Raw genomic sequence first — 13,081 nt, forward strand, 5'->3', positions numbered from 1 at the left:
GTCAGGAGTTCCCTTCGACGGAGTCCGGCCGGGGTGCGGTGAGAGCCTCCGCCTCGGGCAGTCCCTGCACGTCGACGCCGCGGACCTGGGACAGTTCGTGCTTGAGGGCGGCGAGCTCGGCACCGCCGGCCATGTGGTTGGTCAGCTCCTCCAGGTTCACCTCGCTGCGTGCCGCGGACAGTTCCAGGGTGCCCAGACGCAGCACGCTGAAGTGGTCGCCGACCATGTAGGCGTGGTGGGGGTTGTGGGTGATGAAGATGACGCCGAGGCCGCGGTCGCGGGCGGCGGCGATGTACTTCAGGACCACCCCGGACTGCTTGACGCCGAGGGCGGCGGTGGGCTCGTCGAGGATGAGGACGCGGGCGCCGAAGTGGACGGCGCGGGCGATGGCCACGCACTGGCGCTGGCCGCCGGACAGGGTGCCGATGGGCTGTTCCAGGTCGTCCAGGACGATGCCCATGGCGCGTAGTTCCTCGTCGGCGGTCCGCTTCATGCGGGCGATGTCCAGCCGGCGGACCGGCCAGGGGCCCTTGGTGAGCTCCGAGCCGAGGAAGAAGTTGCGCCACACCGGCATGAGCGGGACCGTCGCCAGGTCCTGGTAGACGGCGGCGATGCCCTTGTCCAGGGCTTGGCGGGGAGTGGTGAAGCGCACCGGGTCCCCGTCGACCAGGAACTCCCCCTCGGTGTGCTGGTGCAAGCCGGAGATGATTTTGATCAGGGTGGACTTGCCGGCGCCGTTGTCGCCGAGCACACAGGTCACCCGGCCGGGGTGCACGGCGAGGTCGACGCCGTGCAGGGCGCGGATGTTGCCGTAGGACTTGCCTGCGCCCCGGAGTTCGACGAGGGGGCCGGCGCCCTCGGGCGGGGTGTCCTTCACGGCCGTGCCGGGGGCGGCCGCTGTCTTGTCCGTGGTCATGTCGGTCACCTCCGGGTCGCCGTGCGCCGGACCCACAGATTGATCAGTACGGCGCCGAGCAGCATCACGCCCAGGAACGCCTTGAACCAGTCGGGGTTCCAGCCGGCGTAGACGATGCCCTGGTTGACCATGCCGAACATGAACGCGCCGAAGACCGGGCCGATCGCCGAGCCGTAGCCGCCGGTCAGCAGGCAGCCGCCGATCACCGCGGCGGCGATGTAGATCAGCTCGTTGCCGACGCCTTCGCCGGACTGCACGGTGTTGAAGGAGAACAGTTGGTGCATGCCGACGAACCAGGCCCCGAAGCCGACCAGCATGAACAGCGAGATCTTGGTGAACGTCACCGGGACGCCGACCGCCCGCGCGCTGTCCTTGTTGCCGCCGACCGCGAAGATCCAGTTGCCGTACTTGGTGCGCAGCAGCACCCAGGTGGCGAGCACGGCGAAGACCAGCCACCAGACGACGGTGATCTTCACCTGGACCCCGCCGACGTGGAAGGAGGAGGCGAAGACCGCCTTGGCCTGGCGGAAGCCGTCCATGTCGCTGACGTCGTCGGTGGCCACGTTCCCGGTGACCAGTTTGGTGACGGCCAGGTTGACGCCCTGGAGGATGAGGAAGGTGCCGAGGGTGACCAGGAAGCTGGGCAGTCCGGTCTTCACCAGCATCCAGCCGTTGAACGCGCCGATGGCCAGGGAGAGGACGAGGGCGACGATCACGCCGGTCCACACGTTCATGGTGAGCTGGTAGCTGAGCATGCTCGCGGTGAGCGCCGAGGTGATCACCGCGACACCGGCGGACAGGTCGAACTCGCCGCCGATCATCAGCAGGGCCACGGGCAGGGCCATGATGCCGATGGTGGACGACTGGTAGAGGATCGTCGCCATCGAGCTGCCCTGGCGGACCGAGGACGCGGCGGCGAGGAAGAAGACGAGGACGGCGACGGCGCCGAGGAAGACGCCGACCTCGGGGCGGGCCAGCAGCCGCAGGACCGGTGAGCGCCGTACCGTACGGCCGTCGGTCTGCCTGCCGCCGGGAGCCGGCGGTGTGCCCACCGCCGGCGCGGCCTGCTGGGACATGTCGATCACCGGGTGCCCTTCGCGGCGAACTCGGCGACCTTGTCGACGTTGGACTTGTCGACGAAGGCGGGGCCGGTCAGCACCGGCTGCGCACCGCCGCCGCTGTAGTTGCCGTTGTTCTTGTACAGCCACAGGGAGTCGACCGCGAGGTAGCCCTGGAGGTAGGGCTGCTGGTCGACGGCGAACTGGATGTCGCCCTTCTTGATGGCGCCGGTCAGCTGCTTGTTGAGGTCGAAGGTCGCGATCTTCGCCTTGCTGCCCGCGTCGCCCACCGACTGCACCGCGGTCAGGGCGAAGGGGGCGCCCAGGGTGACGACGTAGTCGATGCCGCTGTCCTGCTTCAGCTTGGCGGTGATCGTGGACTTCACGGACGGCATGTCGGTGCCGTTGACGTACAGGATCTCGGTGGTGCCCTTGAACGTCTTCTTCACGCCGTCGCAGCGCTGGGTGAGCCCGATGTTGCCCTGCTCCTGGATCACGCAGACGGCCTTCTTGGCGCCGACCTCGTTCAGCTTGTTGCCGAACGCCTCGCCCGCCACGCTCTCGTCCTGCCCGAAGAACTCCAGCAGCTTGAGGTTCTTCCAGTCGCTCAGACCCGAGTTGAGGCCGACCACGGGTATGCCGTCGGCGATCGCCTTGCCGACGACGCTCTTGAGGGCGTCCGGCTTGGCGAGGGTGACCGCGATGCCGTCCACCTTCTGGTCGATGGCGTTCTGCACGTAGTTGGCCTGGTTGCCGGCGTTGGGGTCGGCGGAGTAGACGAGCTTGATGTTGTCCTTGGCGGCGGCTGCCTCGGCGCCCTTGCGGACGATGTCCCAGAAGGTGTCGCCGGGCGCCTGGTGCGTGACCAGCGCGACCGTCATCCGGGGCGTGGTGGCCTTGCCCGCGGAGGCGGCGCCCCCGCCCTCCGTGGCCTTCTTTCCACCGGAGCTGCTGGAGCAGCCGGCGAGGGTCAGGGCCGCCGCCGCGGCGACGGCCACGGCGGGGAGGAGTCTGCGGGAGCGAGAAGAACGGTCCATCTTTCCGGCACCTCACTGTGCGACGAGGGGGAAGGGGGGGATCGGGAGGGATCCGGTGGACCGGAGCCGGTACGGACCGGTTCCGGAACGTGGCCGAGCGCCTGCCGCCTGGGCGGCGCGGCGGGCCGGCTGTTCGGCTGTGTTGGGACGGGATCCAATCCCCTGGCGCGCCCGCTGTCAACAACTTTGTCAAGACATCCTTTCACGCTCAGGTCCGAATGTAAGTACAAACTATTGACAGTGGGGGTCCCGGGGCCCTACACCTGGGAGCGCGGCGGGCTCCGGCGCCGGGGCCGGTCGAGTCCGCCCCGTCCAGCCCGCCCCACCTCATCGGCCTGTCGCCTCCCGGTCCCTGTCGCCCTCGTCCGCCTTGTCCTTCGATCCGATCACGATCGGCCGCATCGGAGTGGATCTCTACCCGCCACGCTCCGGCGTACCCCTGTCGGGAGCGGAGACGTCCGCCCGGCCGGAGCACCGAGAAGCACGCTCGGCCGGGGAGCGCGGGACCGTGCGCCGCCTCCCCGGCGTCGTACGCCACCCGTACCGCGCGCCGGCGGCCTCCCACGCGAGCCACTGCCTGAACGGAGCCATCCCTTGAGCGTGAGCATCCCCGACCTCACCGCGGTCAGAGCCCGGCACCCCGAGGCCATCGCGGAGGCCGCCGCCCGCCGGGTGCGGCGACCGCTGTTCGGCGACAACGGTCGGCTGATGATCGTGGCCGCCGACCACCCGGCCCGCGGCGCGCTCGCCGTGGGCGACCGCCGGCTCGCCATGGCCAACCGCGCCGACCTGCTCCAGCGCCTGTGCGTGGCACTGTCCCGGCCCGGCGTCGACGGGGTGCTCGCCACCGCCGACATACTGGAGGACCTGCTGCTCCTCGGGGTGCTCGACGGCAAGGTGGTCATGGGCTCCATGAACCGCGGCGGCCTGGCGGGCGCGTCCTTCGAGATGGACGACCGCTTCACCGGCCACCGCCCCCGCGACATCGCGCGGCTCCGCTTCGACGCGGGCAAGCTGCTGCTGCGCATCGACTACGACGATCCCGGCTCACTGGCCACCCTGGCGGCCACGGCCCGCGTCATCGACGAGATGGCCGAACTGCGCCTTCCGGTCTTCGTCGAACCGTTCATCTCCCGCCGCGTCGGCGGCAGGCTCCGCAACGACCTGTCGGCCGAGGCCGTCACCCGCTCCATCGCCATCGCCTCGGGCCTGGGCGGCACCTCCGCCTACACCTGGCTGAAGCTGCCGGTCACCGAGGACCCGGACGACATGGCCGAGGTCCTCCAGGCCTCCACGCTGCCGGCCGTACTGCTCGGTGGCGAGGTCGGCGACGACCAGGAGGGCGCCTACGAGCGCTGGCGCAAAGCCCTGCGGCTGCCCACCGTGCAGGGCATGGTGGTCGGCCGCTCCCTGCTGTACCCGGCCGACGGCAGTGTCGAGGACGCGGTCGACACGGCGGTGGGCCTGCTGTGACCGGAGCCCGCGGCGAAGGCGTGGCGAGCCGTGACCGGCTCCGTCGTGACCGCGCCCTCGCCGGTCCCGTCGTGACAAGGAGGCGACGCACCGCATGACCAGCCCGACCAGCCCCTACCACCTCCCCGCGCCCAAGGCCGCCGACGGCCCCTACGCCGTCCACGTCACGCCCGGATCCGCCGGCTGGGGATACTCCGGTCTGCGCGTCCTGGAGCTCGCGCCCGGCGGCTCGCACACCTTCGACACCGGCGAGAGCGAGTGGATCGTGCTGCCGCTGAGCGGCGGCTGCACGGTCGCCTGCGCCGACGACCTCGGCCACGACACCTTCGAACTGTCCGGCCGTGACGACGTGTTCAGCGGCGTCAGCGACTTCGCCTACGTCCCGCGGGACGCCCGTGCGACCGTCACCTCCGCCGCCGGCGGACGGTTCGCGCTGACCGGCGCCCGCTGCACCCGCCGGCTGCCCGCCCGCCACGGACCGGCCTCCGGCGTGCCGGTGGAGCTGCGCGGCACCGACGCCTGCTCCCGCCAGGTGAACAACTTCGCGGCCGCCGGGGTCTTCGACTGCGACCGGCTGATCGCCGTGGAGGTGATCACCCCCGGCGGCAACTGGTCCTCCTTCCCGCCGCACAAGCACGACGAGCACCGACCGGGCGAGGAGTCGGTCCTGGAGGAGATCTACTACTTCGAGTTCGCGGCCCACGGCGCCACGCCCGGCCTCGGCTACCAGCGGGTCTCCCCGTCCGGTCCGGGCCGGGACACCGACGTGCTGGCCGAGGTGCGCGACGGGGACGTCGTCCTGATCCCCGACGGCTGGCACGGGCCGTCCATGGCGGTGCCCGGCCACCACATGTACTACCTCAACGTCATGGCGGGCCCCGACGACGAACGCGCCTGGCTGATCCGCGACCACCCGGACCACGCCTGGATCCGCTCCACCTGGCCCGAGCAGCCCGTCGACCCCCGCCTCCCCCTCTACACGGCACCGGAGAGGTCCTGATGAGCACTGCCACCCACCGACTGACCACCGCTCAGGCACTGGTGCGGTTCCTCGCCGCGCAGTACACCGAGCGGGACGGCGTACGACAGCGGCTGATCGCCGGCACCTGGGGCATCTTCGGTCACGGCAACGTGGCGGGCCTCGGCCAGGCACTCGTCGAACACGCGCACCTCATGCCGTACCACCAGGGCCGCAACGAGCAGGCGATGGTGCACGCGGCGGTCGGGTACGCCCGCCAGCGGGGCCGGCTGTCCACACAGGCGGTCACCACGTCCATCGGTCCCGGCGCCACCAACCTCGTCACGGGCGCGGCACTGGCCACGATCAACCGCCTGCCGGTGCTGCTGCTGCCCGGCGACTACTTCGCCGCGCACCCCGCCGACCCGCTGCTCCAGCAGCTGGAGCACCCCGTCGAGGCCGACGTGTCCGTCAACGACACGCTGCGCCCGGTCTCCCGCTACTTCGACCGGATCACCCGCCCGGAGGCCCTGATCGCCTCCGCGCTGAACGCCGTGCGGGTCCTCACCGACCCCGCCGAGACGGGCGCGGTCACGCTCGCGCTCCCGCAGGACGTGCAGGCCGAGGCGCACGACTGGCCCGAGGAGTTCTTCGCCGAGCGGGTGTGGCGGGCACGGCGCCCGGCACCGGACGCGGACGAACTCGCCGCCGCGGCGGACGCGATCCGGTCCGCGTCCCGCCCGTTGATCGTCGCCGGCGGCGGCGTCCACCACAGCGCGGCCGAGGACGCGCTGAGGACGCTGGCGGACGCCACCGGCATCCCCGTCGCCTCCACCCAGGCGGGCAAGGGCTCGCTGCGGTACGACCACCCGGCCGACGTCGGCGGCATCGGCCACACCGGCACCGCGGTGGCCGACCACCTCGCGCGCACCGCCGACCTGGTCGTCGGCGTCGGCACCCGGCACACCGACTTCACCACCGCCTCCGGCACCCTCTTCCAGAACCCCGCCGTCCGCTTCGTCAACCTCAACATCACCGCGTTCGACGCCCACAAGCTGGCGGCCATCACGCTCGTCTGCGACGCGCGCGCGGGCCTGACCGCACTCACCGAGGCGCTGGCCGGTCACCGCGTGGACGCCGCCTACGAGGCCGGGTACCGCGCGGAAAAGGAACGCTGGGAGCGGGTGGTGGAGGATGCGCTCCGCGCGCACGACGACAGCGCCGTGCCGACCCAGACCCAGGTGCTGGGCGCACTGGACGCGGTCGTCGGCGACGAGGACGTGGTGATCAATGCGGCCGGTTCGATGCCCGGCGACCTGCACAAGCTGTGGCGGGCCCGCTCCCCGCGCCAGTACCACCTGGAGTACGGCTACTCCTGCATGGGCTACGAGATCCCCGCCGCCGTCGGCGTGCAGCAGGCCGCGCCGGACACCCCGGTGTGGGCGCTGGTCGGGGACGGCACGTATCTGATGATGCCGACGGAGATCGTCACCGCGGTCCAGGAGGGCCTGCCGGTCAACGTGGTCCTGGTGCAGAACCACGGGTACGCCTCGATCGGCGGCCTGTCGGAGTCGGTAGGCGCCGAACGCTTCGGCACCGCCTACCGGCACCGCGCCGCCGACGGCTCCTTCACCGGCGCCCCGCTCCCGGTGGACCTGGCCGCCAACGCCGGCAGCCTCGGCATGGACGTGCTGCGCGCCAAGACCGTCGGCGAGCTGCGCGAGGCGCTGCGTGCGGCCCGCGCCTCCGACCGCCCGACCTGCGTGTACGTCGAGACGGACCCGGCTCCGACCGCGCCGCCGGCCGAGGCCTGGTGGGACGTGCCGGTGGCCGAGGTGTCCGGCCGCGAGCCCGCCGTGCTGGCCCGCGCACGCTACGACCGCGAGGCGGCGGGGCGCCGCCGCCACCTGTGACGCGGCGACGGGCCGCGGACCGATCCGACGCCTGCCCGACCCGAAGGAGGTGCCGGCGTGGCGACGACCGGTGACCGCGTCCGTGCCGCCGCCGTCTCCCCGCTCGAGGCCCTGGACTTCGTGCTGGACCGGTCCAGTCCGGTACCGCTGTACCACCAGTTCGCCCAGCAGCTGGAGGCGGCGATCGAGCGGGGGGCGCTGCCCCCGGGGAACCTCCTGGGCAACGAGGTCGACCTGTCGGCACGGCTCGGCCTGTCCCGCCCCACGGTCCGCCAGGCGATCCAGTCCCTGGTCGACAAGGGCCTGCTGGTCCGGCGGCGCGGAGTGGGCACCCAGGTGGTGCACAGCCGGGTCAAGCGCCCCCTGGAGCTCAGCAGCCTCTACGACGACCTGGAGACGGCCGGGCAGGCTCCCACCACGCGCGTGCTGCGCCTCGAACCGGTCCCCGCCACCGCCGACGTCGCGGCCGCCCTCAACCTTGCCGAGGGCGCCGAGGTCACGGCGCTGGAGCGGCTGCGGTTCACGCACGGCCGGCCGCTGGCGTTCCTGTGCAACTTCCTGCCCCCGGGCCTGCTCGAACTCGACATTGCCCGGCTGGAGTCGACGGGCCTGTACCGCATGATGCGCGCGGCGGGCATCACCCTGCACAGCGCCCGCCAGACCGTCGGGGCCCGCACGGCCACCCCCGAGGAGGCCGAACGCCTCGACGAACGGCAGGGCGCCGCCCTCCTCACCATGCGCCGTACGGCCTACGCCGACACCGGCCGGGCGGTCGAGTACGGCACCCACGTGTACCGGGCCTCCCGCTACGCCTTCGACTTCCGGCTGCTGGTACGGCCCTGAGCGCAGGTCCGTGATCACCCCTGGGACGTCCGGGCTGCGGACCCGTCCACCGGCCCGCCGCCGAGCCCGGTCAGCTCGGCGGGGACTGGTACGACGCCATCCCCTGCCCGGCAACGTCGTGGGGGTCGTCATCGGCGACGTCGTCGGCCACGGCCTTCACGCGGCGGCCGTCATGGCCGCCACCCGCAACATGCTGCACGCCCGGGTGCTCGCACGGGGTTCCGGGCGGAACTGGACCGGCTGCCGGACGCGCCGGCACTGATCTTCATCGGATCGGACCGCCCGCTCTCCGACATGCGAAAGGGCCGTCCCGGATGACCTCCGGAACGACCCCGAGATGCGACTCTCGCGAGTCGGGACGACAGGATTTGAACCTGCGACCCCTTGACCCCCAGTCAAGTGCGCTACCAAGCTGCGCCACGTCCCGTCGCGCTGCCGCACGGTGCCCCGTGTGATCGCGCGAACGTCACTTTACCGCACGTCGGGGGCGGCGCCGAAGAGGGCGCGGGTTCGGGGAGAATCGGCGTATGAGCGACACCTCCTCCTCCGGCCGGGCGGCCGGCGCACGAGACCGGGACAGTACGGGGCGGGCGCGCAACGCCCGGCCGCGGGACGGGCTGGGGCGGCCCCTGCCCTACGGCGCGGGCGGCGTACCGCGGCAGCCGGAGGGTGTCGTGCGTACGCCCGAGGAGACGGTCGACGAGGCGCAGGCGCTGCTGGACGAGGGCAAGCCGTTCCACGCGCACGAGGTCTTCGAGGACGCCTGGAAGTCGGGACCCGAGGGCGAGCGCACCCTGTGGCGGGGACTGGCCCAGCTGGCGGTCGGGCTCACGCACGCGGCCCGCGGCAACACCACGGGCGGGGCCCGGCTGCTGCGGCGCGGGGCGGGCGCGGTGGAGGAGTGGGTGACCGCCACGGGCGTGCCGGAACCCCACGGCATGGACGCGACCGGGCTCACCGCCTGGGCACGCGAGCTGGCCGACGCCGTGGAGAGGGCGGCGGAGAGCGGGTCGGCGGGGGTCGTGGACGCGGCACGGAACGCGCCCCGGCTGCGCGGCGGCGGCTGAGCGAGCGGGCCCGGGGCGCTCCGCCGCCGGGCGTCGTAGCGCTGGGTGCGGCACCGGTGCACGCGTTGTCAGTGCCGTACGGCAGACTCGGGGGCGTGCGAAAGATTCATGTCATCGGCATCGGCGCGGGCGACCCCGACCAGCTCACGTTGCAGGCGGTCAGGGCGCTGCGCGACACGGACGTGTTCTTCGTCCTGGACAAGGGCGAGGTGAAGTCGGACCTCGTGCGGCTGCGCCGGGACATCCTGCACGCACATGTTCCGCAGGGGACCTACCGCGTGGTGGAGGTGCCGGATCCGGAGCGGGACCGGTCGGCGGGCGGTGCCGGCTACTCCCCCGCCGTCGGTGACTGGCGCAGCGCCCGCGCGGACATCTACGAGCGCCTGATCGCCGGGGAACTCGGTGAACAGCAGCGGGGCGCGTTCCTGGTGTGGGGGGATCCCGCGCTGTACGACAGCACGCTGGGCATCCTGGAGGCGGTGCTGGCGCGCGGCGCGGTGGACTTCGCGTACGACGTCGTGCCGGGCATCAGCAGCGTCTCGGCGTTGGCGGCCCGGCACCGGACGGGGCTGAACCGGGTGGCCCGGCCGGTGCAGATCACCACGGGCCGGCGGCTCGCCGAAGGGCTCCCGGAGGGCGTGGACGACGTGGTGGTCATGCTCGACGCCCACCAGACCTTCCGGCAGTACGCCGACCAGGACATCGACATCTACTGGGGCGCCTACATAGGAACCCCGGACGAGCTCCTCGCCTCCGGACCGATCGCCGAGGCCGCCCCGCGCATCGAGCGACTGCGGAACGAGGCGCGCGAGCGCAAGGGCTGGATCATGGACACCTATCTGCTGCGGCGCAGACCGAAGGAGTAAGCCGCCGGGGGCAGCCTGTGCCAGGTGGTCAGGGTGCGGGCAGGGGCAGCCGCTCCAGGACGGCTCGCACGTCCGGCACCGTCGTCACCCCCTCCGGGAGCGGCGGCCGCCGTACGACGACGACCGGCAGTCCGAGCTGCCGTGCCGCCGTGAGTTTGGCGGCCGTGGCCGCTCCCCCGCTGTCCTTGGTCACCAGCACGTCGATGCGGTGGGCCCGCAGCAGGTCGGTCTCGTCGGCGAGGGTGAACGGCCCGCGGGCCAGCACCACCCGGACGTCGGGCGGTGCCGGGGGCTCTGGCGGCTCCACGCACCGTACGACGAAGTGCAGGTCGGCGAGGTGGGCGAAGGCCGCCAGGTCCAGTCGTCCCGTGGTCAGGAACACCCGTCGGCCCAGTCCCGGCAGCAGCCGCGCGGCGGCGGCCATGGAGGCGACCGGATGCCAGCGGTCCCCGGGCTCGGGCCGCCAGCCGGGGCGGCGCAGCACCACCAGTGGTACGCCGGTGGCGGTGACGGCCCGTGCCGCGTTGCGGGTGATCGACTCGGCGAAGGGGTGGGTGGCGTCGACGAGGGCGTCCACCCGGTGCTCGCGCAGCCATGCCGCCAGACCGTCCGCGCCCCCGAAGCCGCCGACGCGCACCTCACCGTCCAGCGGTCCCGGCCGGCTCACGCGCCCCGCCAGCGAGCTGGTCACCCGAACTCCGGGGCGCCCCACCAGCGCCGCGGCCACCTCGCGCGCCTCGGTGGTGCCGCCGAGGACGAGGACGTGCACAGACATGGGACCGAGACTATGTGGCGCGCTGGAGCGGGCCCGGCTCGGGGCGGGCGGTCCGGACGGTGTGGGCCTGGTGCATCGTCGGCGGACCCGCGACGCTCTCGGCTCGGACGGCGTCTGAGGGCCGGGTGCCGCGGTCACATCGGGTGGCGGGCCGGCCGGCCCGGGGCCGGGGTGCGGTCCCCGGTTCGGGCGGCCTCGGCGCCCGGGGCGCCGGGCCGGTCGTCCTGCGCGATCCCGTGCTCGCCGAGGGGGCCCACCCGCCATCCCGCGTCCCGGGCTCCGGTGACCAGGCCGGGTAGAGCACCGAGCGCCGCGTGCCAGCAGCCGGGGGACGAGGCGTGATCGGAGTCGTGCAGGAGGATCGTTCCGCCGCCGTGCAGGTCCGCGAGCACGGTGGCGCGGACGGAGGCGGCCGTCGCGTCCGACGTCCAGTCCCGCCCCCAGACGGTCCACAGCACGGGACGCAGGCCGAGCCGCCGGGCGGCGGCCCAGCGGCCACCGGTCAGGATCCCGTAGGGGGGCCGGTACCACGTCGGCCGGCGGCCGGTGATCTCGTGCAGCGCGTGAACCGTGCGTGCGGTCTCCCGGAGGTCCCGGCCGGGGACCGGGACCCAGGGGCGGCTGTGGGTCCATCCGTGCACGGCGAGTTCGTGGCCGCGCTCCGCGATGTCCCGGGTGAGTTCCGGGAAACGGACGACGCTCTCGCCGAGGACGAAGAAGGTGGCGCGGACGCCGAGCCGGTCGAGCGCGTCCAGGAAGTGCGGCGTGGAGCCGGGGTCGGGGCCGTCGTCGAAGGTGAGCGCCACGTGGTCGGGGCGGCCGAGGCCGGCCAGGCGCGGGAAGCAGACGGCGCGGAAGCGGGGCAGCCAGGTGGCGGCCGGCACGATGTGCGCGCCCGCGACGACGGCGCCCGCGACGGCCACTGCGGCGCCGGACGGGGCGAGGACTCCCACCGCCAGGCGCCCACCCGTGCGGTGCGGCTCTCGTGCCACGCCTGCTCGCACTCCCATGTGTCCGCGTCTCCTCACGCGCCCGTCTCCTCTCCCGCGTCCGTCTCCACACGCGCCCGTCTCCGCCCGTCTCCACACGCGCTCTCCGGCCGCAGGCGGGTGCTCCCCGCCCGTACTCGCGCGCTCCTCTCCCGGATCCGCCGCCCTTCGTCCGTGCTCACGTGCTCTGCGCCCGTACGGTGCTGCCCTCACGGCGACCATGGTGGCCGCGGCGGCCGGACGGCGTCGGCTCGGTGTCCCACTGGCCGGACACCGCCGGAGCGCGGGCCAGGCCGGCCGTGCCCGCCGCGAGCAGGCCGATGCCGATCGCCTCGGGCACCATCCGCACGCCCAGGGCGATGTGTTCCCCGAACAGCGCCCAGCCGAGCGCCACGCTGGTGAGTGCGTCGCCGAGGGTGAGGGCGGGCTGGGAGGCGACCAGGGTGCCTGCCCGGAAGGCGCACTGGAGGAGCCCGAAGGCGACCAGTCCGGTGACCGCGGTGGCGTACGGCGTCCAGTCGCCCGCCAGGTGGGTCAGTCCGTTCGGGAGCTGTCCCGTCACCTGTTTCAGCAGGGCGGCCGTCAGTGCGAACATCACGGCCGAGGCCAGCCCGAGGAGGGCCGCCCGCGGGGCACCGCGCACGAGCCGGGACGCGCCCGCCGGCCTGAGCACCAGGCACACCACCGCCGCTCCGACCGGGAGCCGGCGGCCCGGTTCCATGGTGGTCCGTCCGGAGGACGGGGCGGCGGCCCCGAGGAAGAGGGCGAGCCCGACGGCCAGCGCCAGGAACGACAACCAGGTGGTCCGGTCCGGCCGACGGTGGAAGACGACGCTGCCGATCGCGAGCGTGAACAGCAGTTCGGTGGCCAGCAGTGGCTGAACCAGTGACAGACTCGCCACGGCCAGCGCCGCCGCCTGCACCACCCCGGAGGCGGCGAGCAGCCCGGCACCGGCCGTCCAGAACAACCGTCGTCGTCCTCTCCGCCTGTCCCGCGCCCGCCCGGCCCGCGCCCGCCCGGCCGCCCCGTCCGGTGGCGTCTCCGTGGCCGCGCGTCTCATCAGTACCGAAGCCGCCGCGTTGGCGCAGGCGGCGAGCAGCGCGAGGACGACGGTGATGACGTTCACCCGGCCCGACCTCCGCCTTCCCGCCTCATGCGGTCCCTCGCCGCCTCCTCCTGGCCCTTC

General features: G+C 73.2%; 13 protein-coding genes, 1 tRNA gene and 1 pseudogene. 8 read left to right on the forward strand and 7 right to left on the reverse strand.

Going from position 1 to position 13,081, the window contains the following annotated elements; genetic code table 11:
• Position 1: 1 nt before the first annotated feature.
• From ACWDUZ_RS29285 to ACWDUZ_RS29295, 3 genes are read right to left on the reverse strand one after another with little or no spacing between them, the layout of a single operon-like run.
• The gene (locus ACWDUZ_RS29285; protein WP_451634804.1) at positions 2-916 is read right to left on the reverse strand and encodes an ATP-binding cassette domain-containing protein; all 915 of its coding nucleotides are present in this window, start codon (positions 914-916) and stop codon (positions 2-4) included.
• Between the two features lie 5 nt (positions 917-921).
• Entirely contained in the window at positions 922-1,998 is a 1,077-nt protein-coding gene (locus tag ACWDUZ_RS29290; RefSeq protein WP_451634862.1) for an ABC transporter permease, read from the reverse strand.
• Positions 1,998-3,011 (reverse strand): sugar ABC transporter substrate-binding protein, encoded by a 1,014-nt coding sequence (locus ACWDUZ_RS29295; protein ID WP_451634805.1) that lies wholly within the window; start codon positions 3,009-3,011, stop codon positions 1,998-2,000. Before ACWDUZ_RS29295 ends, ACWDUZ_RS29290 begins: the two co-directional genes overlap by 1 nt.
• A gap of 352 nt (positions 3,012-3,363) precedes the next feature.
• Here ACWDUZ_RS29295 and ACWDUZ_RS29300 point away from each other — a divergent pair.
• The 6 genes and pseudogenes from ACWDUZ_RS29300 to ACWDUZ_RS29325 all read left to right on the forward strand — a co-directional run.
• Positions 3,364-3,468, forward strand: a pseudogene (locus tag ACWDUZ_RS29300) (5-dehydro-2-deoxygluconokinase); the annotation flags it as partial.
• Positions 3,469-3,605: 137 nt separating this feature from the next.
• A complete protein-coding gene (locus ACWDUZ_RS29305; RefSeq protein WP_451634806.1) occupies positions 3,606-4,484 on the forward strand; it encodes a Cgl0159 family (beta/alpha)8-fold protein in 879 nt (292 codons plus the stop codon).
• Positions 4,485-4,578: 94 nt separating this feature from the next.
• Positions 4,579-5,484: a 5-deoxy-glucuronate isomerase gene (gene iolB, locus ACWDUZ_RS29310; protein WP_451634807.1), complete on the forward strand. Its 906-nt coding sequence runs from the start codon at positions 4,579-4,581 to the stop codon at positions 5,482-5,484.
• Positions 5,484-7,355 (forward strand): 3D-(3,5/4)-trihydroxycyclohexane-1,2-dione acylhydrolase (decyclizing), encoded by a 1,872-nt coding sequence (iolD, locus tag ACWDUZ_RS29315; RefSeq protein ID WP_451634808.1) that lies wholly within the window; start codon positions 5,484-5,486, stop codon positions 7,353-7,355. The genes iolB and iolD overlap by 1 nt, the downstream gene beginning before the upstream one ends.
• A 57-nt stretch (positions 7,356-7,412) precedes the next feature.
• Positions 7,413-8,198 carry a GntR family transcriptional regulator gene (locus ACWDUZ_RS29320; protein WP_451634809.1) on the forward strand — a complete coding sequence of 262 codons (786 nt, stop codon included), beginning with the start codon at positions 7,413-7,415 and terminating at the stop codon, positions 8,196-8,198.
• Between the two features lie 118 nt (positions 8,199-8,316).
• Positions 8,317-8,460: a SpoIIE family protein phosphatase gene (locus tag ACWDUZ_RS29325; protein ID WP_451634810.1), complete on the forward strand. Its 144-nt coding sequence runs from the start codon at positions 8,317-8,319 to the stop codon at positions 8,458-8,460.
• Between the two features lie 91 nt (positions 8,461-8,551).
• Here the strand turns inward: ACWDUZ_RS29325 and ACWDUZ_RS29330 are convergent.
• Positions 8,552-8,625: transfer RNA gene (locus ACWDUZ_RS29330), tRNA-Pro, on the reverse strand.
• A gap of 100 nt (positions 8,626-8,725) precedes the next feature.
• Here ACWDUZ_RS29330 and ACWDUZ_RS29335 point away from each other — a divergent pair.
• Positions 8,726-9,265, forward strand: coding sequence for a DUF309 domain-containing protein (locus ACWDUZ_RS29335; RefSeq protein WP_451634811.1), 540 nt, complete (start codon positions 8,726-8,728; stop codon positions 9,263-9,265).
• 95 nt (positions 9,266-9,360) lie between these two features.
• A complete protein-coding gene (gene cobF / locus ACWDUZ_RS29340) occupies positions 9,361-10,131 on the forward strand; it encodes a precorrin-6A synthase (deacetylating) (protein WP_451634812.1) in 771 nt (256 codons plus the stop codon).
• Between the two features lie 28 nt (positions 10,132-10,159).
• On the opposite strand, the gene ACWDUZ_RS29345 is transcribed toward cobF, so the two are convergent.
• The 3 genes from ACWDUZ_RS29345 to ACWDUZ_RS29355 form a co-directional block, all read right to left on the reverse strand.
• Positions 10,160-10,906 carry a cobalt-precorrin-6A reductase gene (locus tag ACWDUZ_RS29345; RefSeq protein ID WP_451634813.1) on the reverse strand — a complete coding sequence of 249 codons (747 nt, stop codon included), beginning with the start codon at positions 10,904-10,906 and terminating at the stop codon, positions 10,160-10,162.
• A 134-nt stretch (positions 10,907-11,040) separates the two neighbouring features.
• Positions 11,041-11,916 carry a polysaccharide deacetylase family protein gene (locus tag ACWDUZ_RS29350; RefSeq protein ID WP_451634814.1) on the reverse strand — a complete coding sequence of 292 codons (876 nt, stop codon included), beginning with the start codon at positions 11,914-11,916 and terminating at the stop codon, positions 11,041-11,043.
• 157 nt (positions 11,917-12,073) lie between these two features.
• Complete coding sequence (locus tag ACWDUZ_RS29355; RefSeq protein ID WP_451634815.1) at positions 12,074-13,021, reverse strand: DMT family transporter; 948 nt, start codon at positions 13,019-13,021, stop codon at positions 12,074-12,076.
• Between the last annotated feature and the right edge of the window lie 60 nt (positions 13,022-13,081).

This window comes from Streptomyces sp. NPDC003393, assembly GCF_053589015.1.